Source organism: Micromonospora sp. NPDC001898 (assembly GCF_042891255.1).
GTDB lineage: Bacteria > Actinomycetota > Actinomycetes > Mycobacteriales > Micromonosporaceae > Micromonospora.
Genome location: NZ_JBIATC010000011.1, coordinates 50169 through 75137, shown reverse-complemented (window position 1 = coordinate 75137; position 24969 = coordinate 50169). Strand labels below are relative to the sequence as shown.

Annotated in this window: 21 protein-coding genes and 1 pseudogene; 12 read left to right on the top strand and 10 right to left on the bottom strand. The window is 76.3% G+C overall.

Translation table 11 applies throughout. The annotated features are described in order from the left end of the window. The first annotated feature begins 77 nt into the window (after positions 1 to 77). On the top strand, positions 78 to 470 hold the full coding sequence (locus tag ACFYZF_RS21920) for an Rv2175c family DNA-binding protein (protein WP_387023539.1): 393 nt from the start codon (positions 78 to 80) through the stop codon (positions 468 to 470). A 144-nt stretch (positions 471 to 614) separates the two neighbouring features. Here ACFYZF_RS21920 and ACFYZF_RS21915 read toward each other — a convergent pair whose 3' ends face one another. Continuing rightward, complete coding sequence (locus ACFYZF_RS21915; RefSeq protein WP_387023537.1) at positions 615 to 1697, bottom strand: polyprenyl synthetase family protein; 1083 nt, start codon at positions 1695 to 1697, stop codon at positions 615 to 617. Continuing rightward, positions 1694 to 2254 (bottom strand): helix-turn-helix domain-containing protein, encoded by a 561-nt coding sequence (locus ACFYZF_RS21910; protein WP_387023535.1) that lies wholly within the window; start codon positions 2252 to 2254, stop codon positions 1694 to 1696. The genes ACFYZF_RS21915 and ACFYZF_RS21910 overlap by 4 nt, the downstream gene beginning before the upstream one ends. A gap of 313 nt (positions 2255 to 2567) precedes the next feature. Between ACFYZF_RS21910 and metF the strand changes: the two genes are divergently transcribed. Next, complete coding sequence (gene metF / locus ACFYZF_RS21905) at positions 2568 to 3485, top strand: methylenetetrahydrofolate reductase [NAD(P)H] (RefSeq protein WP_387023533.1); 918 nt, start codon at positions 2568 to 2570, stop codon at positions 3483 to 3485. Between the two features lie 43 nt (positions 3486 to 3528). After that, a complete protein-coding gene (locus tag ACFYZF_RS21900; protein WP_387023531.1) occupies positions 3529 to 4218 on the top strand; it encodes a CDP-alcohol phosphatidyltransferase family protein in 690 nt (229 codons plus the stop codon). 131 nt (positions 4219 to 4349) lie between these two features. Here ACFYZF_RS21900 and ACFYZF_RS21895 read toward each other — a convergent pair whose 3' ends face one another. The 7 genes from ACFYZF_RS21895 to ACFYZF_RS21865 all read right to left on the bottom strand — a co-directional run bounded on the left by ACFYZF_RS21895 (position 4350) and on the right by ACFYZF_RS21865 (position 10777). After that, positions 4350 to 5837 (bottom strand): phytoene desaturase family protein, encoded by a 1488-nt coding sequence (locus ACFYZF_RS21895; protein ID WP_387023529.1) that lies wholly within the window; start codon positions 5835 to 5837, stop codon positions 4350 to 4352. Positions 5838 to 5848: 11 nt separating this feature from the next. Further along, positions 5849 to 6976 carry a glycosyltransferase gene (locus tag ACFYZF_RS21890; RefSeq protein ID WP_387023527.1) on the bottom strand — a complete coding sequence of 376 codons (1128 nt, stop codon included), beginning with the start codon at positions 6974 to 6976 and terminating at the stop codon, positions 5849 to 5851. Continuing rightward, a complete protein-coding gene (locus ACFYZF_RS21885; RefSeq protein ID WP_387023702.1) occupies positions 6973 to 7791 on the bottom strand; it encodes a carotenoid biosynthesis protein in 819 nt (272 codons plus the stop codon). Before ACFYZF_RS21885 ends, ACFYZF_RS21890 begins: the two co-directional genes overlap by 4 nt. Before the next feature lie 107 nt (positions 7792 to 7898). Beyond that, complete coding sequence (locus ACFYZF_RS21880; RefSeq protein WP_387023525.1) at positions 7899 to 8489, bottom strand: GNAT family N-acetyltransferase; 591 nt, start codon at positions 8487 to 8489, stop codon at positions 7899 to 7901. Next, the gene (locus tag ACFYZF_RS21875; RefSeq protein ID WP_387023524.1) at positions 8486 to 9223 is read right to left on the bottom strand and encodes a monooxygenase; all 738 of its coding nucleotides are present in this window, start codon (positions 9221 to 9223) and stop codon (positions 8486 to 8488) included. Before ACFYZF_RS21875 ends, ACFYZF_RS21880 begins: the two co-directional genes overlap by 4 nt. Continuing rightward, on the bottom strand, positions 9220 to 9708 hold the full coding sequence (locus tag ACFYZF_RS21870) for a YbaK/EbsC family protein (protein WP_387023522.1): 489 nt from the start codon (positions 9706 to 9708) through the stop codon (positions 9220 to 9222). Before ACFYZF_RS21870 ends, ACFYZF_RS21875 begins: the two co-directional genes overlap by 4 nt. A 67-nt stretch (positions 9709 to 9775) precedes the next feature. Then, positions 9776 to 10777 carry a DMT family transporter gene (locus ACFYZF_RS21865; RefSeq protein WP_387023521.1) on the bottom strand — a complete coding sequence of 334 codons (1002 nt, stop codon included), beginning with the start codon at positions 10775 to 10777 and terminating at the stop codon, positions 9776 to 9778. A gap of 540 nt (positions 10778 to 11317) precedes the next feature. On the opposite strand from ACFYZF_RS21865, the gene ACFYZF_RS21860 reads away from it, so the two are divergent. From ACFYZF_RS21860 to ACFYZF_RS21820, 9 genes and pseudogenes are all read left to right on the top strand, one after another. Further along, complete coding sequence (locus ACFYZF_RS21860; protein WP_387023519.1) at positions 11318 to 11767, top strand: SAV_6107 family HEPN domain-containing protein; 450 nt, start codon at positions 11318 to 11320, stop codon at positions 11765 to 11767. A 100-nt stretch (positions 11768 to 11867) separates the two neighbouring features. Next, positions 11868 to 12602, top strand: a pseudogene (locus tag ACFYZF_RS21855) (hypothetical protein); the annotation flags it as partial. 182 nt (positions 12603 to 12784) lie between these two features. Next, entirely contained in the window at positions 12785 to 14515 is a 1731-nt protein-coding gene (locus ACFYZF_RS21850) for a DNA polymerase Y family protein (RefSeq protein ID WP_387023517.1), read from the top strand. Positions 14516 to 14605: 90 nt separating this feature from the next. After that, entirely contained in the window at positions 14606 to 17986 is a 3381-nt protein-coding gene (locus ACFYZF_RS21845; RefSeq protein WP_387023515.1) for an error-prone DNA polymerase, read from the top strand. Positions 17987 to 18075: 89 nt separating this feature from the next. Next, positions 18076 to 18255, top strand: coding sequence for a hypothetical protein (locus ACFYZF_RS21840; protein ID WP_387023514.1), 180 nt, complete (start codon positions 18076 to 18078; stop codon positions 18253 to 18255). A 78-nt stretch (positions 18256 to 18333) separates the two neighbouring features. Continuing rightward, entirely contained in the window at positions 18334 to 19101 is a 768-nt protein-coding gene (locus tag ACFYZF_RS21835; RefSeq protein ID WP_387023512.1) for a methyltransferase domain-containing protein, read from the top strand. Next, entirely contained in the window at positions 19098 to 20312 is a 1215-nt protein-coding gene (locus ACFYZF_RS21830) for an alkaline phosphatase family protein (RefSeq protein WP_387023510.1), read from the top strand. Before ACFYZF_RS21835 ends, ACFYZF_RS21830 begins: the two co-directional genes overlap by 4 nt. A gap of 49 nt (positions 20313 to 20361) precedes the next feature. After that, positions 20362 to 21621 carry a DNA polymerase IV gene (locus ACFYZF_RS21825; protein WP_387023508.1) on the top strand — a complete coding sequence of 420 codons (1260 nt, stop codon included), beginning with the start codon at positions 20362 to 20364 and terminating at the stop codon, positions 21619 to 21621. 115 nt (positions 21622 to 21736) lie between these two features. Further along, the gene (locus tag ACFYZF_RS21820) at positions 21737 to 22135 is read left to right on the top strand and encodes a DUF3040 domain-containing protein (protein WP_387023506.1); all 399 of its coding nucleotides are present in this window, start codon (positions 21737 to 21739) and stop codon (positions 22133 to 22135) included. A gap of 289 nt (positions 22136 to 22424) precedes the next feature. Here ACFYZF_RS21820 and ACFYZF_RS21815 read toward each other — a convergent pair whose 3' ends face one another. Next, positions 22425 to 24893 (bottom strand): transglutaminaseTgpA domain-containing protein, encoded by a 2469-nt coding sequence (locus ACFYZF_RS21815; protein WP_387023504.1) that lies wholly within the window; start codon positions 24891 to 24893, stop codon positions 22425 to 22427. Positions 24894 to 24969: the final 76 nt, after the last annotated feature.

Here is a 24969-nt window from a genome sequence, read left to right as displayed (position 1 = left end):
TCGCCTCCCGGCGTCCTTTCGGACCGGTCGAGGGGGTGCCCTCGCCGCTGCTGCCGGCAACGTGGCAGGGTGATCGGGTGACCGACTCCGTACCCTCCGACCAGGCTGCCTCCGGCGCCGGCCCCGCCGGCCCGACCGATCCGGCCCGCTGGCTGACCCTGCCGGACGTCGCCGAGCGCCTCGACCTGTCGATCAGCAAGATCCACCAGATGATCCGGGACCGGGAGTTGCTCGCGGTGCGCCGCGACGGCATCCGCCGGATTCCCGTCGACCTGGTGGCCAACCAAACCGTGCTCAAGCACCTGCCCGGGGTGCTCACCCTGATGACCGACGCCGGCTACGACGACGAGGCCGCGCTGCGTTGGCTCTACGAGCCCGACGACACCCTGTCCGGCGGCACCCCGGCCGCCACGCTCGGCGGCGACCACGCCCGCGAGGTCAAGCGCCGGGCCCAGGCCCTCGGCTTCTGACCCCCTGACCCACCCCGCCCGACCCCTGTTTCCCGGCGCACCGGGCGGGTCGGGCGGGCTACGCCGTGCCGGCGGGTCGGGCGGCTGCGCCGTGCCGGCGGGTCGGGCGGCTGCGCCGTGCCGGGCGGGCTTGGCCGGGCGGGGTCAGTCGGCGCGGCGGGTGGCGGCGACGGCGAGGTCGACCAGGGCCTGGCGGGCCTCCGTCTCCAGGTCGACGGTGGCCAGCGCGGTCAGCGCCGTGTCGGTCAGCGTGGCGATCCGTTCCTCGGCGCGGGCCAGCGCTCCGGTCGAAGTGATCAGCTCGCGCAGCCGGGCCACCCCGTCCTCGTCCAGGCCCGGGTCGCCGAGCCGGCCGAGCAGTAGCTCCCGGCCGGCCGCGTCGGTGGCCTCCACGGCCACCGCGACCAGGTACGTCCGCTTGCCTTCGCGCAGATCGTCGCCGGCCGGCTTGCCGGTCTGCGACGGGTCGCCGAACACCCCCAGCACGTCGTCGCGCAACTGGAACGCCTCGCCCAGCGGCAGCCCGTACGCCGAGTAGGCCGCCCGGACATCCGCCGTCGCGCCGGCCAGCGCGGCGCCCAGCAGCAGCGGACGCTCGACCGTGTACTTCGCCGACTTGTACCGGGCGACCTTGCCCGCGCGCTCCACCGAGGTGTCGCCGGTGGCCTGGGTGAGCACGTCGAGGTACTGCCCGACGGTGACCTCGGTACGCATCTCGTCGAAGACCGGGCGGGCCCGGGCCACGATCCGCGGGTCCAGCCCGGCGGAGTGCAGCAGCTCGTCGGACCAGACCAGACACAGGTCGCCGAGCAGGATCGCCGCAGCGTCGCCGAACCCGTCGGCGTTGCCGCCCCAGCCGGCGCTGCGATGCCGGGCGGCGAACCGCCGGTGCACCGCCGGCTCGCCGCGCCGGGTGTCCGAGCGGTCCATCAGGTCGTCGTGGATCAGCGCGCTGGCCTGCACGAACTCCAGTGCGGCCAGCGCGGTCACCACCTGGTCCGAGTCGCCCCCGCCGGCGCCCCGGAACCCCCAGTACGCGAAGGCCGGGCGCAGCCGCTTGCCGCCGCCCAGCACGAACGCCTCGATCGCCTCGGCCACCGGCACCAGGTCTTCGTCGACGCCCTTCATCCAGGCGTGCTGGCCGGCCAGGAACTCGGTCAGGGCCTTGTCGACCCGCTGACGCAGGCCAGCGCGGTCGACGGGGGACACAGGAGCAGCGTGGGTCACGCCCCCGACGCTAGCGGGTCGCCCGGGACCGCGCCGCATCCGTGGCCCGTGGCGCGCCGTGGGCCACCCCGGCCGCCGAGCGCCGTCGCGCCGGAGTCAGCGCCTGGTCGCGGGCGGTGATCGCCGGCCCGCCCGGTGGACGGGCCGGCCGGGTGGCGGTGCCGGCCGGGTGGCGGTGCCGGCCGGGTGGCGGTGCCGGCCGGGGCAGGTGACGGGCCGCCGCGCAGGCGAGGGCGGCGTGTCGCCGTACCGCCGGCTCGCGGGCGCGCCGGGCCAGCCGGCGGCGTGCCCCGGCGAGCTGGCCGGCTGTGCTCGGCGGCCTCGGCCAGTAGCTCGACCGGCACGGCGAGGGTCACGGCCAGCCATCCCAGCCAGAAGTCCCCCGGCACGCGGAGCTGCCGCTCCCAGCGCGACACCTCGTGCCGACTCAGCGTGGGCACGCCCGAGGCGGCGCACAGCTCGGCGGCGAGGAGCTGCTGACTGTGGCCCCGGGCCAACCGGAGCCGGGCGAGCAACGGCCCGAGCGGCTCGGGGCCGGGTGGTGTGGGCGGCGTCATCGGTCCTCCGGGAGGGGTCGGCGCGGTGGCGGCGTCGACCTGCCCGGACGAGCGGGACCGGTGTGCCGCCGGTCGGTGCTGACCCCCGCGCGGGCCCCCGGGAGCCGGCCCCGTCCGCGCTGCCACCTTTCTACTCCGGGGGTACGACGGTGGCCGTCGTGGCGCGGTGCGGGAGGAACCTCAGGGCCGGCACGGGCACGGCCCGCCCTCCGGGCACCGGGAACTGGAGCGGTTCCGTCTCGCGGATCCTGGTGCGGTCGCGCCAGGTGGGAAAGATCTGGGCCCGGCAGGTGCCGGCCGCTAGAGTTCAGGCGTGGCGCTCGGTCTTCCCTCGGTCCTCCCCAATCCGCAGCCGGCGATCGGGGAGCTGATCCGTGACCGTCAGCCCACCTTCTCGTTCGAGTTCTTCCCGCCCAAGACCCCGCAGGGCGAGCGGCTGCTCTGGCAGGCGATCCGCGAGCTGGAGTCGCTGCGCCCGTCGTTCGTCTCGATCACCTACGGGGCCGGCGGGTCGACCCGGGACACCACGGTCGCGGTGACCGAGCGGATCGCCACCGAGACCACCCTGCTGCCGATGGCGCACCTGACCGCGGTCAACCACTCCGTCGCCGAGCTGCGCAACGTCATCGGCCGGCTGGCCGGCGTCGGGGTGCGCAACATTCTGGCGGTGCGGGGCGACCCGCCGGGCGACCCGGGCGGTGAGTGGGTCCGCCACCCCGAGGGCGTGCTCTACGCCGAGGACCTGGTCCGGCTGGTCCGCGACGCCGGCGACTTCAGCGTCGGGGTGGCCGCCTTTCCGTACAAGCACCCGCGCTCGGCCGACGTGGCCGGCGACACCGCGAACTTCGTCCGCAAGTGCCAGGCCGGTGCGGAGTTCGCGATCACTCAGATGTTCTTCGACGCCGACGACTACCTGCGGCTGCGCGACCGGGTGGCGGCGGCCGGCTGCGCCACCCCCATTCTGGCCGGGGTGATGCCGGTCACCCAGCTGAGCACCATCGAGCGTTCGACGCAGCTTTCCGGGGCGCCGTTCCCACCGGCCCTGGCCGCGCGGTTCGCCGAGGTCGCCGACGACCCGGAGGCGGTCCGCCGGCTCGGCATCGAGCAGGCGGCCGAGATGTGCCGACGGCTGCTGGACGAGGGCATCCCCGGGATTCACTTCATCACCCTCAACCGGTCCACCGCGACCCGCGAGGTCTGGCAGCAGTTGCAGGTCGACACCCGGGTGTGACCCCCGTGGCGCGACACCTGAGCGCCGATGCGACGGTTGTTCCGTGGTGGGCAGTCAGCTGAACTGGGACGAATACGCGACGGCGTGGGCGCGGCTGCACGGGGGCTTCGATCCCCGGGTGGCGGCCCCGGTGGTCCGCGCCTGGCTGCGGTCCGCCTACCACGTCGGGTACGTGCTGGGCCGGCTGCGGGTCACCCCGACCGCGGTCACCGTGGCGGGCGTGCTGCTCTGCCTCTGCGTACCGCTGTTCGCCGTCCGGCCCGTGAACGGGCCGATCATCGGGGCGCTGTTCGTGCTGGCCGCCTCGGTGGCCGACAGCGTCGACGGCGCGGTGGCGGTCGCCACCAACCGCACCACCCGGCTCGGGTACGTCTACGACTCCGTGGCCGACCGGCTCGGCGAGGTCGCCTGGCTGGCCGCGTTCTGGCTGTTGGGCGCGCCGGGTGCGCTGGTCGTGGCCGCGGGCGGGCTGTCCTGGCTGCACGAGTACGTCCGGGCCCGGGCGGTCTCGGCCGGGATGCGGGAGATCAGCGTGGTCACCGTGGGGGAGCGTCCCACCCGGGTCTGCGTGGCCCTGGTCGGGCTGCTGCTGGCCGGGCTGGCCGGACTGATCGACCCGGACCTGACCGCCGGCACCATCACCATGGCCACCGCCGTCTGGGTGCTGCTCGCCGGCTTCGGCCTGGGCCAGCTTCTCTCCACCGTCCGCCGCGCCCTCCTCGACGCCGACTGACAACACCCACCCCACCCGGGTTCGCGGTTTCCCGGAAAGAGTGGCCTCCACGAGCCTGGAGGCCACTCTTTCCGGGAAACCGCGAGATCTTGGGGATGGGGGCGGGACGGTAGCGGGGGAGTCGGCCTCTCCTAGGCCCAGGCGGGGCCGATCTCGTCGGCGACGATCTGCGCGGAGAGGGCGACCATCGGGAGGCCGCCGCCCGGGTGGGTGGAGCCGCCGACGAGCCAGAGGCCGGCCGCCGGGCCCCGGTTGGCCGGGCGGAGCAGGCCACCGGCCGTGCCGTAGATCGACCCGCCGGGCGCGCCGGTGGTGGCGTCCAGGTCGGCCGGGGTGCGGACCTCCCGGAACGCCAGCCGGTCCCGCACGTCCACGCCCCGCTCGGCGAGCACGTCGAGGACCCGGTCGGCGTACGCGTCGGCGAGCCCCGGCCGGCGCCAGTCCACCGCCCCGGTGGCGGTGCCGTGCCGGGCGGCGTTGACCAGCACGAACCACGCCTCCTGCCCCTCGGGGCGGACGGCCGGGTCGTCGGCGACGGTGACGAAGACCGTCGGGTCGGGCGCGGGACGGGCCCGGATCCCGCGCCCCGGGTGGCCGAAGACCGCGTCGAACTCGGCGTCGTAGTCGCGCGGGAAGAACACGTTGTGGTGGGCCAGCCCGGTGTCACCGGTCACCCCGAGCAGCAGCACGAAGCCGGCGAGGCTGCGGTCGGTGAGCCCAGCCAGTCGGCGTGGGCTGGGCAGCAGGTCCCGGTAGACGGTCAGCGCGTCCACGTTGGCCACCACCACGTCGGCGGGGACGGGCGCGGCGACGCCGGCCAGGCGTACCCCGTGCACCCGGCCGCCCGCGGCGTCGATCCGGGTGACCGCGGTGCCGGTCCGCACGACCACGCCCAGGTCCAGGCACCGGGTCAGCAGCGCGTCGGCGAGGGTGCCCAGGCCGCCGCGCAGGTACCAGCCGCCGAACGTCAGCTCGGCGTACGGCACGGCGACCAGCGCGGCCGGGGCCCGGCGGGGGTCGGCCCCGGTGTAGGTGGCGTACCGGTCCAGCAGCATCCGCAGCCGGGGGTCGGACAGGTGCCGGCGGCCCAGCCCGCGCAGGGTGCGGCCGGGCCCGATCGCGGCGAGGTCGCCCAGCCGCCAGGCCAGCCCGGCGAGGTCCAGCGGGGAGTCGACGGCCCGGCGCAGGACGTCGGAGTGCGAGGCGTTCCAGACCCGGGCGGCGCGTCGCCACAGCCGCTGCCATTCGGCGGCGGCCCGGTCGCCGAACGCCGCCCCGACGCGGGCGGCGAACTCCGCCGGGTCGGCGCACGAGTCGAGCGTGGCCCCGTCGGGGAAGACGTGCCGGACGATCGGGTCCACCGGGACCAGGTCGAGGTACTCGTCGAGCTTCGCCCCGGTCGCCTCGAACAGGTCGTGGAAGACCTCCGGCAGGGTGAGCAGACTCGGCCCGGTGTCGAAGTGGAACGACCCGCCGGGGGTGTCGTGGACGTACCGGCCGAGCTTGCCGCCGACGGTGTCGGCCTGCTCGAAGACGGTCACCTCGTGCCCGGTGGCGGCCAACCGGGCGGCGGTGGCCAGCCCGCCCACCCCTGCGCCGACGACCACGATCCGCGCCATGCCGTGCCCTCCTAGCTGACCGGGCGGCCTCGCCAGGACAGGCGGCGCCGCTTCCGCAGATGGTACGACCGCAGGGTCAGCCAACCGAGGACCACGACCGACACGGGGTGGCCGAGCGCGTCGGGCCACCACCGGCCACCGGTCGCCCGGGCGCTGACCGCCCGCCCGGCAGCCCCGAGCAGGTAGCCGAGGAACGCCGCCGCCGCGACCGCCGGAGCGCCCGCCGCGAGGGCCCCCAGCGCCAGCAGCGGGGGAGCGGTGTAGAGCAGGAGCAGCAGGGCCAGCACGGCCGCCGCCGCGCCCGGGTGACCGAACGTGGCCCACAGCGACTTGGTGTAGCCGTCGCGCAGCTGCGGCCAGTCGTCGTACATCCGGCAGGCGGCCAGCCGGGAGCCGTCGGCGAGGGCGATCCGGCCGCCGGACCGCTTGACCGCCCGGGCCAGCTCGATGTCCTCCAGGACCCTCGCGCGCACGGCGGCGTGCCCACCGGCCGCGGTGTACCCGGCCCGGTCCGCCACCAGGAACTGCCCGCCGGCCGCGGCCAGCGCCGGCCGTGGCGAGCGCTCCATCGCCCGCAGCGGCAGGAAGGTCAGCCACAGCCACTGCAACAGCGGCTGCACCAGCCGGTCGGCCGCCGTCGCCACCACGATCCGGGGGTACGGCGACAGCAGCGTCACCCGCGCGGCGCGCAGCTCGGCCACCGCCGCCGCCACCGCGTACGGGGTGAGCACCACGTCGGCGTCGACGAACGCCAGCACGGTGGCGGCCGGATCGGCCCGGGTGGCGAGCTGGTGGCAGGCGTGCGGTTTGCCCAGCCAGCCCGGCGGCGGGGCGACCCCGGTGAGCAGGGTGACCCGGGGGTCGGCGCCGGCCACCGCGCGGACCACGTCGGCGGTGCCGTCGGCCGAGCCGTCGTCGAGCACCACGATCCGCAGGCCGGGCACGCCACGCTGGGCGAGCAGCGCCCGCAGGCACGGGGTGACCCGGGCAGCCTCGTCGCGCAGCGGCAGCAGCAGCGCGACGGCCTCGGCGACCTCGACCGGCCCGTCGGCGGGGCGGCGCAGCCACCGGGTGGCGTTGACCCAGGTGTGCGCGGTGAGCGCGGCGACGCCCGCGACCAGCAGCAGGACCCCGGTCATGCGGTGGCGTCGACCGGCCGGCGCGGGCGGCGTTCCCGGCGTTCCCGGCGCAGTGTCAGGGCCAGCGGCACGGCGGCCACCGCCATCCCGGCAGCGCCCCACGCCGCCGAGGCGGGCAGGCCGAGGAAGACCGCGTGGGCCAGGATGCTGGACAGGTACGTCCACAGGTAGAGCGCGAACATCGGGGCGTCCCGGGAGTCCGCGTGGTCGATCACCGGCCCGGCCAGCGGGCGCAGCGCCGCCATCAGCAGCACCGCGAACAGCAGCCAGCCCAGGTAGTTGCTGACCGGCACGCCGGGCAGGCCGGGCAGCGCCGGGGTGGCGCCCCGCCACACCCAGTAGCCCTCGGCGACCATCTGCGGGTCGAGGAAGAGGTCCCAGGCGGCCAGCCCGACGGCTGCCAGCGCCACCCGGCCGACCCCGGGCGGGGCGAGCCGGGCCGCGGTCAGCCAGGCCGGCCAGGCCATCCACGTCCAGGCGAGCGGGATGATCAGCGGCACCCCGGCCAGTTTCGGGCCCAGCTCGCCGGAGTAGTCATAGCTACCGAACGGGAAGCCGGTGGCCACCCCCAGGGCCTCGATCGCGAAGCCGCCGCCGGTGGCCACGGCGACCAGCGCCGCCGCCGCGCGGGGCCCCCGGCTCAGCAGCGCGTGACCGACCGAGAGTAGGCACCCGAGCACGACGGTGGCCACGGTCAGCCCGGCCCGGGTGGCGCCGGTGGTGAGCGGGTAGCAGATCTGGGCCAGGACCAGCACGCCCAGCCCGGCCCAGGGCAGCCGGCGGTCCAGCCCGGCCCAGGGCAGCCGGCGGTCCAGCCCGGCCCAGGGCAGCCGGCGGTCCAGCCCGGCCCAGGACAGCCGGCCGTCCCACCGGGGTCGGGGCAGCCGGCCGGCCGGCCCGGTCCGGGGTGGCCGGGGTCGGGTCACGGCACGCCAGGGCCCGGGGCGGAGGCCGCCCGGTCCGCGGGGGCCTGCGGGGTGAGCGGGAGGTCCCGGCCGAGGATGCCGAACGGGCGTTCGTCGCCGGGGAAGTTGAAGTGGCGCAGCACGTCGACGAAACCGAACCGGCGGTACAGCCGCCAGGCGCGGGAGTGCTGCTCGTCGGCCTCCGGGGTGGACAGCAGGGTGGTGCTGCCCGGTGCCATGGTGAGCAGGGCGGTGAGCTGCCGGGCGCCCAGGCCGTGCCCCTGCGCGGGCGGCCGGACGTGCAGCTCGACCACCTCGAAGCAGTCGGCGAGCCAGCGCCGCCGGGCGTCACCGTCGAGCGCCCGGTGCACCTGGTCGTGCCACCACTGGCCCGCCGCGCCGAGGTACCCGTATCCGAAGCCGGCCAGGTGGCCCTCGGAGGTGAGGCTGGCGACGGCGCGGAAGCCGGGGCGGCGTACGTGGGTGGCGATGTAGCCGCGCCGGGCCGCCAGCAGGTCCGTCCGGTAGTTCATCGCCTCGCCGTAGACGGCCACCACGTCGTCCAGCCGCCGGACCAGGTCGTCCGGCGTCCAGCGCACCAACCTCATGCCCGTCCATCCTTCGCCGTCTCCGGATCGCCGTCGGCGACCCAACCCAGCACCGACCGGTCGCCGACCACGTCGCGCACCTCGAACCGCGCGAAGAGTTCCTCCGCGTACCACCCCGCGGTGGGGGTGCGCGTGATCGCGGCGCGGTGCTCGGGGTGACGGTACGCGAACGCGACGAGGTCCGCCGTGTCGCGCCACACGCTGACCGTGCCCTGCCAACCCAGCGGGGCCTCGCCGACGCCGAACCGGGCCAGCAGGCCGGGCGCGGCGTGCAGGGCGGCGGCCACCGGCGGCACCGCCCGCCAGAAGGTGGCCGCCCGGCGGGCCCGCAGCCGGGCCCGGGTCAGCGCCAGCACCGGGCCGGCGACCCGGCCGCCGGACGGCTCGCCGAACGGGCGTCGGCCGGACCACTCACCCCGGCTGGTCAGCGGGCGCAGGTCCACCCGGGCCGAGGAGCGGGCGACGCGGGCCCAGGAGCGGCCAACGGGCGAGTCGGCGAAGCCGGCCGCGGCCGCCGGGGAGTCCCAGACGGCCAGCGCCGCCCAGCGGGTCAGGTCGGCGTCGCCGGGGCCGAAGCCGGTGCCGGTCCCGGTGCCGAGCAACTTGCCGAACCGCACCCCGCCGGTGCGACGCAGCCGCGTCGGGTGCGTCGCCATCCGGGCCAGCGCCCCGGGCAGCGCCGCCCGGGGAATCCGCCAGACGTGCAGGGTGACCAGCTCGGGTACGCCGCTCACGCCACCTCGGCCGGGGTGCCGGCGGTGATCCGGAGCAGCTCCGCGTACGTGGTGGGGAAGACCGCCCGGGGCACCCCGCCGGCCGCCCAGACCTCGTCGTACCCCTCCAGGGCGGTGTCGACCAGGGTGCGCAGCGGCGCGGGGTGGCCGAGCGGGGCGACCCCGCCGATCACCTGGCCGGTGTGCTGCCGGACGAACTCGGGGGTGGCCCGGCGCAGGTGGGTGACCCCGAGGGACGCGGCCAGGCCGGCCGTGTCCACCCGGTGCGCGCCGGAGGTGAGCACCAGCAGCGGGGCGTCGTCGGCGGCGAAGACCAGCGAGTTGGCGATGGCGCCGACGCCCACGCCGAGCGCCTCGGCCGCCGCGGCGGCGGTGTGCACCGCCTCGGGCAGCAGGCGAACCGCGCTGGGTCGGCCGGCGCCGTCGAGCGCGCCCTCGGCGTCGAGGGCCTCCTGCACCGCCCGTACGTTCGGGTGTGACTGCATGACGCCCATTCTTCCCGGTCCGCTCCCGCCCGGCTCCCAGGGGCGGCCCGAGCCCCGTCCGGCCCGCTCATACCCCGACCCCCCTGCGCGGCCGGGTGGGCGGGACCGCGTCGAGCGTGACGGTGTCGGGCGCGGGCGGCGCGGTCGCCCGGGGCGTGGCCACCCGGGCCGTCTCGGCCAGCGCCACCCCGAGCAGCACCAGCGCCCCGCCGCCGAGTTGTGCGGTGTTGAGCGTCTCGCCGTCGCCGATGACCACCCAGGCGACCGCCGCGGCGAGCACCGGCTCCACCATGCCGACGATCCCGACGCTGGTCGCGGGCAGGTGCCGCATCGCGCCCGCCACCAGCAGGTACGGCACGATCGAGCCGAGCACCACCACGTACCCGCAGAGCAGGGCGACCGGGACGCCCGCCGCGCTGCCGGTCAGCGGCTTCCAGCCGCCGGTGCCGGCGGTGACCGCCCGGGTGAGCAGCCCGGCCACGGCGGACGCGCCGAACGCCCAGGTGCACAGCGACAGGGTGTCCCGCCCCTGCACGCCACGCGCGCCGAGCACGTAGTAGACCGCCAGGAAGACCGCCGCACCGAGGCCGGCGAGGATGCCGAGCCCGTCCAGCTTCAGCCCGCCCCACACCTCGGCCACGCAGCCCAGCCCGGCGAGGCTCAGCGCCAGGCCGGCCCAGAGCCGGGGGCGGACCCGGTGCCGCTGGCCGAACCGGGCCCAGAGGGCGACCAGCAGCGGGGCGGAGTACTCGAACAACAGGCCGAGGCCGACCGGCAGCCGGGAGATGGCGACGAAGTAGAGCATCGGCACCAGGAAGAAGCCGGTCAGGCCGTACGCGACCAGCAGCGGGATCTGCCGGGGAGAGGTGCGGAGCCGGCGCACGCCCGGGCGCAGCACCAGGCTCAGCAGGAGCAGGCCCGCGACGGCGCCGAGCGCCCGCAGCAGGGTGAGCTGCTGGGCGTTCAGGCCGGCCCGGAGCACCAGCTTGGAGACCGTGCCGTTGACGGCGAACAGGGCCCCCGAGCCGAGCACCATGGCGACGCCGAGGGCGGGGCGGGGGGTCGTCACGAGCAGAGGCTAGCGTCGCAGTCGTCAGGGGCGTAGGGGTGGGCGCTCGTTACACCCGTCCGCGCCCGCGCGGGCACCGGGCGGTCGGGCCTCGTCGGGTGCGGGGAACCGGTCCGGCGTGCGGGGCCGACCGGCCGTTGTCGCTGCGCCGCGCCGTCCGCCGCACGTTGCTTTTTCGTCGGGCGCGGGGTGTACTGTCAGCAGCAGTTAGAACGAGTGTTCGATTGTCTCGAACATTCGTTCCAACAGCCCGGGCGGTGTTTCGCGGCGCCGGCCCCGGGCGGTGCGGCTCCGCGGGCCGCACCTGGGTTCCGGGCAGTCGCGAGTCCGGGCCCGTCAGGCAGGAGCGTCGCCCGCCGCCCACGACCCCCGGGCGGCGGGCGACGAACCCGCCGGTACGCCGGCCGGGTGTGGTGTGGGGAAGCGTCCACACCCGGCCGGCCCCGCAACGGTGCGTCTTCCTCCGCACCACTCGACGGCCCGTGCGTCGGCGGCCCCGGTCGCCCGCGCCCCGCCCCGGCCACGTGGAGGAGACAGCCCATGCCGACCAACCCGGCCCAGCCACCGACGGTGCCGGCACACGTGCTGCCGCACCGCACCCCGGCCCAGCTTCTCGCGGTGGCCCGGCACGGGCTGACCGAAGCCGCCCGGACCGGCCCCGACGGGCTGCGCTACGCGGCGGCCCACCTGGCCGCGCTCCGCGCCGCCGCCGCCCTGCTCGCAGCCCGGGCCCGTCCCGCCCCGGCCCGGCGCAACCGGATCACCAGCGTCTGGGTCCTGCTCTCCACCGTCGCCCCCGAGCTCGACGAGTGGGCGGCGTTCTTCGCCGCCGGTGCCAGCAAGCGCGCCGCGGCCGAGGCCGGCATCCCCCGGGTGGTCACCGCCCGGCAGGCAGACGACCTGCTCCGGGCGGCCGAGCAGTTCGTGACGGTGGTGGAGACCACCCTCGGGCTGGCCCATCAGCCGGCGCTCGACGGCCTGGCCGCCTGAACGAGCCGCCCGGCGGGCGCTGCCCCCGGAGGGGCGGCCTCCGCCCAGCCCGCGCAGGGCTCCGATTCCGGCACGACGAGCACGACGGGGGGTAGGTCCGATGGCGGGCCGAATGGTGATCGGTTCCGCCGCGCTCGCGGGCCTGGTACGCCCGGCGAGCGCGCCGGACCCGACCGGCGGGCAGCGGGTGCTCCCGGTGCCCCCCGAGCTGACCGGCCTGCTGCCCAACCGAGGGCTGCGCCGGGGCAGCACGATCGCGGTCGCCACCGGCCAGCCCCGGCGCAGCGGCGGCACGTCGCTGCTGCTGGCGCTGCTCGCCGAGGCGTCCCGAGCCGGCTCGTGGTGCGCCGTGGTGGGGGTGCCGACCTTCGGCGCGGGCGCGGCGGCCGAGGCCGGGCTCGCCCTGGACCGGCTCGCCCTGGTCCCGCAGCCGGGGCCGGAGTGGCCCACCGTCGTCGCCGCGCTGATCGACGGGGTCGACGTGGTGGTGGCCGCCGTGCCGGCCACCGTCTCGGCCTCGGTCGCCAACCGGCTGGCCGCCCGGGCCCGGCAGCGGGGCAGCGTGCTCGTCCCGTACGGCCGCTGGGACGGCGCGGACATCACGTTGCAGGTGGTCCGGGGCGTCTGGGAGGGGCTGGGACAGGGCCGGGGCCGGCTGCGTCGGCGCGAGGTCACCGTCTCCGCCCGGGGGCGGGGCGCGGCCGCCCGGCCCAAGGAGATCAAGGTCTGGCTCCCCGGCGACGGGCTCACCCGGGTCATCCCCCGCCCGGCAGCCGTCCCGGCCGCCTCCGTCACCGGCCGGTCGGCCGCCGGCCGGCTCCGCCCGGTGCCCCCGGTGTTCCCGCCCGCCTTCGACGTCCCGCCCGCCTTCGATGTCCCGCCCGACCGTGGCGGGCTCGTCCGCGATGTCCCGCCCCGTCGCGGCGTCGCGGACCATCGTGGCGTCGCGGACCATCGTGGCGCATCCGCCTCTGACGTCCCGCCCGACCGTGGCGGGCTTGCCGTGGTCGGTCCCGCGTGACCGGGGTGCCGACGCGCACGCTGCTGCTCTGGTGCCCGGACTGGCCGGTGCTGGCCGCCGAGATCGTCGACGGGGTGCCGGCCATCGGGCCGGTCGCCGTGCTGCACGCCAATCGGGTGGTCGCCTGCTCCGAGCGGGCCCGCGCCGAGGGCGTCCGTCGGGGGCTGCGTAAGCGGGAGGCACAGGGGCGTTGCCCGCAGTTGACCGTCGTCGACCACGACCCGGGCCGGGACGCCCGGGCGTTTGAGCCGGTGGTCGCCGCGGTGGAGGAGGTCGCCGCCGGGGTCGAGGTGGTCCGTCCGGGCGCCTGCGCGCTGGCCGCGAGGGGTCCGAGCCGCTATCTCGGCGGCGAGGAACCAGCCGCCGAGCGGCTCGTCGAGCACGTCGCGCAGACCTGCGCGGTGGAGAGCCAGGTGGGGATCGCCGACGGGGTGTTCGCCGCCGGCCTCGCCGCCCGCGTCGGACAGGTGGTGCCCGCCGGCGGCACGCCCGGGTTCCTGGCGGGCCTGCGGGTGGAGGCACTCGGCCGGCCGGCCCTGGCCGACCTGCTGCGTCGGCTCGGTGTCCGTACCCTCGGGGACTTCGCCGCGCTGCCGGCGGGGGACGTGCTGGCCCGGTTCGGGTTCGACGGTGCGCTGGCCCACCGGCTCGCCGCCGGCCGGGACCACCGGCCGTTGGCCGTCCGTCAGCCCCCGGCCGACCTGGCGGTCACCGCCGACCACGACGAGCCGATCGACCGGGTGGACGCGGCGGCCTTCGCCGCCCGTGCGCTGGCCGAGCGGTTGCACGACCGGCTGGCCGCGCACGGCCTGGCCTGCACCCGGCTCGGCATCGAGGCGGTCACCGCGCACGGTCAGGAGCTGCACCGGGTCTGGCGGCACGACGGCCTGCTCACCGCCACGGCCATCGCCGACCGGGTGCGCTGGCAGCTCGACGGTTGGCTCTCCGGCAGCACCGGGCGGCCCGGCGCCCGCCCGGCCCGGCCGACGGCCGGAATCATCCGGTTGCGGCTGGTGCCCGACGGGGTGCTCGCCCAGGCCGGTCTGCAACCCGGGCTGTGGGGGGAGGTGGGCGAGGAGCGGGAGCGGGCGCACCGGGCGCTGAGCCGGGTGCAGGGCATCCTCGGCCCCGAGGCGGTGGTCACCGCGGTGCTCGGCGGCGGGCGGTCCCCGGCCGACCAGGTGCGGCTGGTGCCCTGGGGCGACGAGCGACTGCCCGCCCGCCCGGGCGAGCCCACCTGGCCGGGCCAGGATGCCCTGCTGGCGCCGGTGGAACCGGCGGGGTCCGGCAGGGCCGTCGGCTCCGGTGGGGCAATCGGGTCTGGTGGGGCCGTCGGCTCCGGTGGGGCAATCGGGTCCGGGGGGGCCGTCAGCTCCGGCCGGGCCGTCGGTTCCGGTGTTCCCCCGTGGCCGGGGCGCCTTCCGCCGCCGGCACCGGCCGTGGTGCTCCCCGCGCCGCTGGCCGCGACGGTGTACGACGCCGTCGGCGAGCCGGTCGGGGTCAGCGCCCGGCTCCAGGTGAGCGCCGCCCCCGCCCGACTGGTGGTCGGCACGGCCCGTCCGGTGGACATCGTCGGCTGGGCCGGCCCGTGGCCGGTGGACGAGCGCTGGTGGGCGCCGGCCGAGGCCCGCCGCCGGGCCCGGTTCCAGGTCTGCCTGGCCGACGGGGCCGCCCTCCTCCTCGCGGTCGAGGCCGGCCAGTGGCTGGTGGAGGCCAGCTATGACTGACCGATGGGCCGCCCCACCCGCGGATCTTGGAAGATTCCGGCCCCTCCAGGGGCCGGAATCTTCCAAGATCTCCACGGAACCGGGGGCGTGGTGAGTTTCCACAATCCGTGGATGCAGTGGGCGGAGTTGGAGCGGGTGCTCTCCGGTCGGTCCGGCGGCGCGGTGGCGGGTGGGCGGCACCTGCACGTGGTGGATCCACTCGCCGTCGACGCCGACGGGGGCGACGCGCCGGCCTGGAGCCGCCGGCGGGAGTCGTACCGGCCGCCGGAGTCGTACCGGCCGCCGGAGCCGTTCCGCCCCGGCGGCGCGGTGCCCTACGCCGAATTGCACGCGCACAGCAACTTCAGCTTCCTGGACGGGGCCAGCCACCCCGAGGAACTGGCCGAGGAGGCGGCCCGGCTCGGGCTCACCGCGCTCGCCGTCACCGACCACGACGGCTTCTACGGTGTGGTCCGCTTCGCCGAGTCGGCCCGTGTGCTGGGACTGCCCACGGTGATCGGCGCGGAGCTGTCGCTGGGCCTGCCCGGCCCGCAGAACGGCGAGCCCGACCCGCGCGGCACCCACCTGCTCGCCCTCGCCCATGGCCCCGAGGGGTACGCACGGCTGGCCCGTACCATCGCCCGCGCCCAGCTACGCGGCGGGGAGAAGGGCCGCCCGGACTACGGCGAGTTGGAGGAGGTCGCCGCCGAGCTGCGCGACCACGTGCTGGTGCTCACCGGCTGCCGCAAGGGGCACGTGCCGGCGGCGCTGCTCACCGAGGGCGTCGACGCGGCGGCCCGGGAGCTGGACCGGCTGACCGCGCTGTTCGGCGCGGACACGGTGGCGGTGGAGCTGACCGACCACGGCCATCCGGTCGACGCCGACCGCAACGACGCCCTCGCCGAGCTGGCCGCCGCGGCGGGGCTGCCCACGGTGGCCACGAACAACGTGCACTACGCCACGCCGGGCCGGCGCCGGCTGGCCACCACCCTGGCCGCGGTGCGGGCCCGGCGCAGCCTGGACGAGATCGACGGCTGGCTGCCCGCCGCGTCCACCGCGCACCTGCGCAGCGGGGAGGAGATGGCGGCCCGGTTCGCCGCGTACCCGGGTGCGGTGGCCCGGGCCGCCGAGTTCGGCGCGGAGCTGGCGTTCGACCTCCAGCTCGTGGCGCCACGGCTGCCGGCGTACCCGGTGCCGCCGGGGCACACCGAGATGACCTGGCTGCGCCGGCTCACCATGGACGGCGCCCGGGAGCGGTACGGGCCACCCGGGGCGCACCCGGCGGCGTACCGGCAGCTCGACCACGAGCTGCGGATGATCGACGAGCTGGGCTTCCCCGGCTACTTCCTGGTGGTGTACGACATCGTCGCGTTCTGCCGCCAGCAGGACATCTACTGCCAGGGCCGGGGGTCCGCGGCGAACTCGGCGGTCTGCTACGCGCTGCGGATCACCAACGTGGACGCCGTCCGGCACCGGCTGCTCTTCGAGCGCTTCCTCGCCCCGGAGCGCGACGGCCCGCCCGACATCGACGTGGACATCGAGTCCGACCGCCGGGAGGAGGTGATCCAGCACGTCTACGCCCGGTACGGCCGGGAGCACACCGCCCAGGTCGCCAACGTCATCTCGTACCGGCCCCGGTCGGCGGTGCGGGACGTGGCGAAGGCGTTCGGCTTCTCGCCCGGCCAGCAGGACGCCTGGAGCAGGCAGATCGACCGCTGGGGCTCCGTCGCCTCCGTCGACGTCGAGGGCATCCCCGAGCAGGTCGTCGCGTACGCCGACGAGTTGCAGACGTTCCCCCGGCACCTGGGCATCCACTCGGGTGGGATGGTCATCTGCGACCGGCCGGTGATCGAGGTCTGCCCGGTGGAGTGGGGCCGGATGCCCGGGCGCAGCGTGCTCCAGTGGGACAAGGACGACTGCGCCGCCGTCGGCCTGGTCAAGTTCGACCTGCTCGGCCTCGGCATGCTCTCCGCCCTGCACTACGGCTACGACATGATCGGTGAGACCCTCGACCTGGGCGACATGACCCTGGACGACCCCGAGGTGTACGACATGCTCTGCCGGGCCGACTCGGTCGGGGTGTTCCAGGTGGAGAGCCGTGCCCAGATGGCCACCCTGCCCCGGCTCAGGCCCCGCGAGTTCTACGACCTGGTGGTGGAGGTGGCGCTGATCCGTCCCGGCCCGATCCAGGGCGGCTCGGTGCACCCGTACATCCGGCGCAAGAACGGCCAGGAGCCGGTGACGTTCGCGCATCCGCTGATGCGCAACGCGCTGGAGAAGACCCTCGGCGTGCCGCTGTTCCAGGAGCAGCTCATGCAGCTCGCCATCGACCTGGCCGGCTTCGACGCGGCCGGGGCCGACCAGCTCCGCCGGGCGATGGGGGCCAAGCGTTCGGTGGAGCGGATGGCGCAGATCGCCGACCGGCTCTACGCCGGGATGGCCGAGCGGGGCATCGCCGGGGAGCTGGCCGACGACGTCTACCGCAAGCTCACCGCGTTCGCCAGCTACGGCTTCCCGGAGAGCCACGCGATGAGCTTCGCCTACCTGGTGTACGCCAGCTCCTGGCTCAAGCGCTACCACCCGGGCCCGTTCCTGGCCGCCCTGCTCAACGCCCAGCCGATGGGCTTCTACTCGCCGCAGACCCTGGTCGACGACGCCCGCCGGCACGGGGTGGAGGTTCGCCGGCCGGACGTCAACGCCAGCGGCGCGAAGGCCGTCCTCGAATCCACCCCGGTCACCCGGTGGGGCAGCGCCCCCGGGGAGCCCCCGCACGAGTGGGGCCTCGGTGGGCCGGCCGTCCGGCTCGGGCTGGGCGGCGTGCGTACCCTCGGCGACGGCATGGCCGAGCGGATCGAGGACGAGCGGGCGGCGCACGGGCCGTACCGGGACATGCCGGACCTGGCCCGGCGGGTGGGTCTCACCGCCGCGCAGTTGGAGGCGCTGGCCACCGCGGACGCCTTCGCCTGCTTCGGGCTGACCCGGCGGCAGGCGCTCTGGGCCGCCGGGGCGGCGGCCCAGGACCGGCCGGGTCGGCTGCCGGGCACGGTGACCGGCACGACCGCCCCGACCCTGCCGGGGATGGAGGCGGTGGACCGCCTCGTCGCCGACGTCTGGGCGACCGGGCTGTCGCCGGAGAGCCACCCGGCCCGGTTCATCCGGGACCGCCTCGACGCCCTCGGCGCGGTGCCGATCGCCCGGCTCGGCCGGGTGGAGCCGGGTCGGCGGATCCGGGTCGGCGGGATCGTCACCCACCGGCAGCGGCCGGCCACCGCCGGCGGGGTCACCTTCCTCAACCTGGAGGACGAGACCGGCATGCTCAACGTCACCTGCTCGCCGGGGCTGTGGCAGCGCCACCGGCGGGTGGCGCGGACCAGCGCCGCCCTGGTGGTGCGCGGCCGGTTGCAGCGGCACGAGGGGGTGATCAGTCTCACCGCCGACCGGCTCGACCCGATCGAACCGCCGGTCGCCCCGGCCTCCCGCGACTTCCGGTGATCGACGTTACAGTGTGGCGGGCGATCGCGGGGGAGACTTGTGATCGCGCGCGGGCAGAGTGGCCCGGGTTCCACGAGGGGGTAGAACGAGTGGCGGGTAACGACACGTACACCGGTGCGGTGGCCAACGCCCGACGCACCCGGCTCGATGCCGGTTGGGTCGCGGCGCACACCACCGAGATTCGCGAATACTCGGTGACCGACGGCCCGGTGGCCAACGCCCGCCGGTCCCGTGCCGAGGATGACCCGGCCGGCGGCGGCGAGTCCTGACACCACCCGGTCCGGAGCCCGCCCGGCTCGACCGGTCGCCGTTCACCGGCCACCGGATGCGCCGGGCGGCTGGACCAGGTGACTAGGCTCGACCGCGTGGAGCAGACCCGTGGCCGGCTCACCGGCCCGCCGTTGACCCCCCGTACCGCCGTCATCTGGTCCGTGCTCCGGGCCGAACTGGACCGCCGCGCCGATGACCGGCTCACCGTCCTCGACGTCGGCGGCGGCACCGGCGGGTTCGCCGTGCCGCTGGCCCAGGCCGGGCACCGGGTCACCGTGGTCGACGCCAGCCCCGACGCCCTCGCCGCGCTGACCCGCCGGGCCGCCGAGGCCGGCGTCGCCGACCGGGTACGTGCCGTGCAGGGCGACGGCGACGCGCTCGCCGGGCTGGTCGAGCCGGCAAGCGTCGACCTGGTGCTCTGCCACTCCGTGCTGGAGGTGGTCGACGACCCCGCTCTGGTGGTGGCTGCGCTGGTCGCCGCGCTGCGCCCGGGCGGCGCGGCCAGCGTCCTGGTCGCGGGGCAGGCCGCCGCGGTGCTCGGCCGGGCGATGAACGGCCACCTCGACCTGGCTGCCGCCGTGGCCGCCGACCCGGCCGGCGCCGCCGGCCCCCGGGACACCCTGCGCCGGCGCTACGACGCCGACCGCGCCGCGGCGCTGCTCACCGACGGGGGCCTCGCGGTCGAGGAGATCCACGGGGTACGCGTCCTGGCCGACCTGCTCCCCGCCGCCGTCGCGGACGGCCAACCGGCCGCCCTGGTCGAGCTGGAGCGGGCCCTGGCCGCCCGGCCGCCGTACCGGGACCTCGCCGCCCAGCTGCATCTGTTCGCGCGCCGGCCGGTATGACCGGGCCCGTGCCGTTCCCGCCCGGCGATCCGGCCCGCTCGGCGTCGGGGCCGGAGTTCCCGGTCGCGCCGCTGGAGCCGGTCGCGCCCCGGTACGGCGGCGGAAGCCTGGCCGACGTGCTGCCCAGCGCGCTGGCGGTGCTCGGGGTGCCGGGGGCCGTGGACCTGCTCGGGCTGGCCCCCCGGCTGGCCGGGGTGCGGCGGGTCGCCGTGCTGCTGGTCGACGGGCTCGGCTGGTACCAGATCCCCACCGCCGCCCCGTACGCCCCGACCCTGGCCGGGCTGGCCGCGACCGTCGGCCGCCCACTCACCTCCGGTTTCCCGTCGACCACCCCGACCAGCCTGGTGACCCTGGGCACCGGCGTGGCCCCCGGCGCGCACGGGGTGCTCGGCTTCAAGGTCCGGGTACCCGGCACCGACCGGGTGCTCAGCCACATCGAGTGGACCGGCGACCCGGAGCCGCTGGGCTGGCAGCCCGTCGCCACCCAGTTCGAACGGGCCCGCGCCGCCGGGGTCGCGGTGACCGTGGTGAGCCGCCCCGAGTACGCCGGCAGCGGCCTCACCCTGGCCGCCAACCGGGGTGGCGACTACCGGGGCGCCGCCGACGCCGACGCGCTCGCTGCCGCGATGCTCACCGCGCTGGCCGCCGGGGCCGGGCCGACCCTGGTCTCCGGATACCACCCCGACCTGGACCGGCACGGCCATCTCAGCGGGGTCGACTCCGCGCCGTGGCGGGTCGCCGCCGCCGTGGTGGACGGGCTGCTCGCCCGGCTGGTCGACGGCCTCCCGAAGGACGCCGCGCTGCTGGTCACCGCCGATCATGGCCAGCTCGACGTGCCGATGGCGGACCGGGTCGACTTCGACGCCGACCCCGGGTTGCGGGCCGGGGTGCGGGTGCTGGCCGGCGAACCCCGGGTCCGTTACCTGCACGTCGAGCCCGGCGCGGCCGACGACGTGGTGGCGGCCTGGTCGGCGGTCCTCGGCGACGCGGCCCGGGTGCTGCACCGGGGAGAGGCGGTGGCCACCGGCTGGTTCGGCCCGGTGCCGGAGGAGCACCTGCGCCGAGTCGGCGACGTGGTGGTGGTCTGCCGAGGCACGTCCGCGGTGGTGGCCACCCGGTCGGAGCACCCGATCGAGTCGCGCCTGGTGGCGTACCACGGGGCGGACACGGCTGCCGAGATGACCATCCCGCTGCTGGTGGTCCGCGGCTGAGCAGCCGTGCGGTCCCCGGGGTGTCGTACCCGGGGGCTAGCCTGCGGGGATGGGCCGCAGCCAGTCGTTGCCGCGCGGGGGTGACCCGCGCTTCGGGCCCGACGGCGACGACTCCGGCTGCCCGATCCTGCACGTCGACATGGACGCCTTCTTCGCCTCTGTCGAGGTGCGCCGCCGCCCCGAGCTGCGCGGCCGGCCCGTCGTGGTCGGCGGGGTCGGGCCGCGCGGCGTGGTCAGCTCCGCCAGCTACGAGGCCCGACGGTACGGCGTCCGCAGCGCCATGCCCACCGCGCGGGCCCGGGCGCTCTGCCCGCACGCGGCCTACCTGCCGCCCGACTTCGCGCAGTACACGGCGGCCTCCCGGGCGGTCATGCAGGTCTTCCGGGACGTCACCCCGCTGGTCGAGCCGCTCTCGCTCGACGAGGCGTTCCTCGACGTGGCCGGCGCCCGCCGGCTCTTCGGCGCACCGGCCGAGATCGCCCGGCGCATCCGCGCCCGGGTCGAGCGGGAGCAGGAGCTGACCTGCTCGGTGGGGGTCGCGCCGAGCAAGTTCGTGGCCAAGCTCGGCTCCACCCGCGCCAAGCCCGACGGGCTGCTGGTGGTGCCCGCAGACCAGGTGCTCGAATTCCTGCACCCGCTGCCCGTCTCCGCGCTCTGGGGGGTGGGGGAGCGGTCCGCCGAGACGCTGTGCCGGCTGGGGCTGAACACCGTCGGTGACCTGGCCGAGGCGCCCTTCGGCATGCTCCGCAAGGCGGTCGGGGCGGCCGCCGCCGGCCACCTGCACGAGCTGGCCTGGGGGCGCGATCCACGCCGGGTCACCCCGGAGCAGGTGGAGAAGTCGATCGGCGCCGAGGTGACCTTCGACGTCGACGTCGGCGACCCGCTGGAGATCCGCCGGGCGCTGTTGGCCCTCGCCGAGAAGGTCGGCGTCCGGCTGCGCCGGGCCGGCCAGGTCGGCCGGACGGTGTCGATCAAAGTGCGGATGGCCGACTTCCGCACGGTCAACCGCTCCCGCACCCTCGGTGTCCCCACCGACACGGCCCGGGAGATCTTCGACACCGCTTTGGCGCTCTACACCGTTCTCGACCCCGGCGAGCGGATTCGCCTCGTCGGGGTGCGGCTGGAGGGCCTCGCGCCGGCGGAACAGACCCCGCAGCAGCTCACCCTCGGCGCCCCCGAGCGCGGCTGGCGGGAAGCGGAGGCGGCCGCGGACGCGGCGGCTGCCCGTTTCGGGCGGTCCGTCATAGGTCCGGCGAGTCTGCTTCGCCGTCGCGACCGGGGGCGAAATGAAAATCCACCCGGCCCATAGGTCGTCCCGCTTTCCGACGCGCGACCCCCCTCGTAGACTTGGCGGTAAGCAGCCGGTTGGCTGCCACGGTCTATCGGCCCGCCCGGGCCGACCCACGTGACCGGGGAGGAGTGCCGTGCCGCTCTCGGAGCACGAGCAGCGGCTGTTCGAGCAGATCGAGCGGTCGCTTGCCGAGGACCCCAAATTCGCCTCGGCCGTGCGTGCCAGCGATCCGCGCTTCCATGCGCGGCGTCGCCTGCTTGTCGCTGCCGGCGCGATCATCGTTGGGCTGGCCCTGCTGGTCTACGGTGCGGTGATCAAGACTCCGCCGCTCGCGGTGGCGGGTTTCGTCGTCATGCTGGGTTCGGCGGCGTACGCGGTGCAGTCGCACCGCAAGGCGCAGTCTCCCGACCTGCACGTGGTCGGCGGGACGACCAGTCGGCGCCGCCCGCGCGGGCGGTCGTCCGGCAAGCGGTCGTCGTTCCTGGACCGGATGGAGGACCGGTGGCGGCAGCGCCCGGAGGGGCACCGCTGACCCGGCCCCTCCCCTGAGCCCCGGTCCCGCCGACCCGGCGGAACCGTGCTGATCCCGGCCCGTCCGACGACGGGCCGCTTCTTCGTGCCCGCGCCGATGCCGCGCGGGCCTTCCCGGCCGCCGAGGGGCGGCCGGTTTCTTTCTGCCGTCCGTCCGGGTCGGCGTCGGCGGTGGTACCGCAATCGGCCCACCGCCGAGCGCCGTCCCATCTGTTGTGCCGGTCGCCGGCGGCGAGCCTCGACGTCCTGCGCCTGGCCGACGAGATGGGAGTGGTGGTCTGATCGGTGGGTCAGCGGCCGGCGCGGTTGGCCAGCAGCCGGCGCGGGTTCCAGCGCAGCAGCCGGTACCGGGCGTCGCCGGTCCTGGCCACCACCCGTGAGGACGTGTCGCTCACCGCCGTCCGCCAGCGCAGCAGCACCGACGGGGGCAGCACGGCGGCCAGCAGCCTGGTCCGCCGGTCGGCCCGGGCGGCGAGCACGCCGCGGACGCTGCGCAGGGCCGGAGTCAGGTCCTCACCGGCGAGCGGATCCCGGGCGTAGCGGGCCCGCTCCTCGGCGCGCCCGAGCAGCCGCGCCGCGGCGGCGGCGGAGGCGTCCTCGGTCAGCGCGTCGGTGGCCAGGCGCTCGGCCGTCGCCCGGGGGGTCTCCGTCCGGTCCACCCGGACCCGGTAGTCGACCAGGGTGTCGAGCAGTTCGTCCCAGGCCGCGTGCGCTTTCGCCCGGGCCCGGGCGGGGTCCACCCCGACCACGATCGTCCGCTCGACGCCGTCCCCGCCGGTGCCGGCGTCCAGCATGGTGGCCTTCGGGGCCGCGGCCACCCGGGTGCCCCGGCGTCGACGCAGCGCCGCCCGGCGCAGTGCCGGCACGGCGAGCAGAGCGAGCAGGGCGAACAGGCCCACCGTCCACCAGAGCCAGACCGGGGTCTGCCGGGTGGGGCCGCCGGCCCCGACGGCCAGCCCGGCATCGGTTTCCCGGTCGGCGGCGTCCGGGCCGGCGGCGTCCGGAGAGGGGTCGTTCTCGCCCGGGGCGCTCGGAGCGCCGGGGTCGGGGGTGACGGACTCCGGCGCGTCGGTGTCCGGGGCCCACGCCGAGCGGGTCGAGCCCTGCACTCCGTACGCCGGGGTGGCGTCGAAGGGCACCCAGCCCATCCCGTCGAAGTAGACCTCCGTCCAGGCGTGCAGGTTCCGGTTGGTCAGCACGTACCCCTCGCCGGTGCGGCCGGTGCCGTTGGTGAAGCCGAACGCCACCCGGGCCGGGATGCCGGCCGCTCGGACCATCCACGCCATCGCCGCCGCGTACTGCTGGCAGAAGCCGGCCTTGTTGTTGAGGAAGTCGACGATGTCCTGCCCGCTGGTGCCGCCCTTGGTAGTCAGGCTGTAGGTGAAGCCGTTGTCCGAGGAGAAGTGGTCGTAGATCGCCCGCACCTTGTCGTAGTCGGTGCGCTCGCCCCGGACGAGGTCGGAGACCAGGGCGTCCACCTGCGACACCGGCGGGGTCTCGGTCTGCTGGACCTGGACGGGATGGTCGGCCGGCAGCGAGGGGGCGCGGCGCAGTGCCGCCGGACTGTACGTCGACCGGACGTAGTCGAACGAGTAGCGCTTGTCGCGGGCGTTGTCCCGCTTGGAGAAGATCAACTGAAGGGCCGGGTCGTACAGCCAGTTGCCGCCCAGATCCTCGGTCCGCACCGGCTCCCCGTAGACCGGCAGCAGGGGCATGGGGAAGTTCTTCGTCACCTCGACGGTGGCCCGGTACTCCTGCTGCTCGACGCCCTCCCCGGCCCGGGCGGGGTCGGGCAGCCCCCGGTTCACCGGCCGGCCGTTCGGGTCGCTCTCCCGGAAGCCGTCCGCCCGGAGCTTGTCCGCGACGCCGAAGCGCAGGTAGAACGGGCTCGGCTCGGTGGTGGTCACCTTCACCATCTCGACGACCTCGGACTGGTTGAGCTCGCCGCTCAGCGCGGCGAACAGGTCGACCTTGCCCGGGCTGCCGCCCTGGCCGGCGCGTCCGGTGCCGTTGCCCGTCCCGGAGCTGAGGGCGTCGAGCAGCCCGCCGGTCATCCCCGGCACGGCCAGCGGCAGCGCCACCGCCAGCGCGACCCCCACCACGGCCAGCCGGCGGCCGGCGGCGGCCAGCGGGGACGACTCCCACACGTCGACGTCCCGGCCGTCACCGGTGAACCGGCGGCCGAACCGGCGGACCCGGTCGACGTTGTCGGCGACCAACAGCCAGAGGTACCCGGCGGCGCCGACCATGAACGGCACGGCGGGGACGCTGTCGATGTACACCGCGACCGGCACCGAGTAGATGGCGAGCATCGGTAGGCCGGCCAGCGCCGGGCGGCGCAGCCCGACGGCGAGCACGTCCACCACCATCGCCACCCCGCCGATGCCGAGCACGCTGATGAACAGCAGCGGGTCGGTGTCGGGTACCTTGACCCCGTACGAGCGCATGTCCTGCGCGGACGCCCCGACCAACTCACCGAAGTGGGCGAAGGTGGCCGGGGTGGGCAGGAACGCCACCAGCTCCCCGCCGCTGGGGAAGAGCCAGGTCAGCGCGAGCACCAGCCCGGCGAGCATGCCCAGGACCTGCCCCCACAGCGGCGCCCGGACCAGCCGGGTCAACGCCGCCACGCCGGCCACCACCGCGACCGCGATGGCGGCCTGGATGAGCCAGGTCCAGCGTTCGAAGATGGCCGACAGCGGGGCCGCCGAGAGCAGGGTCGCGCCGGCGGCCACGAAGCCGAGGTTGCGGGTCGCGGTCACGGGACCACCCTTCCGGTGTGTGTCATGCCCGGCGTGCCGGGCTCCTCGCGTGCTCCCAATCCGGGGAAGGGAGCGT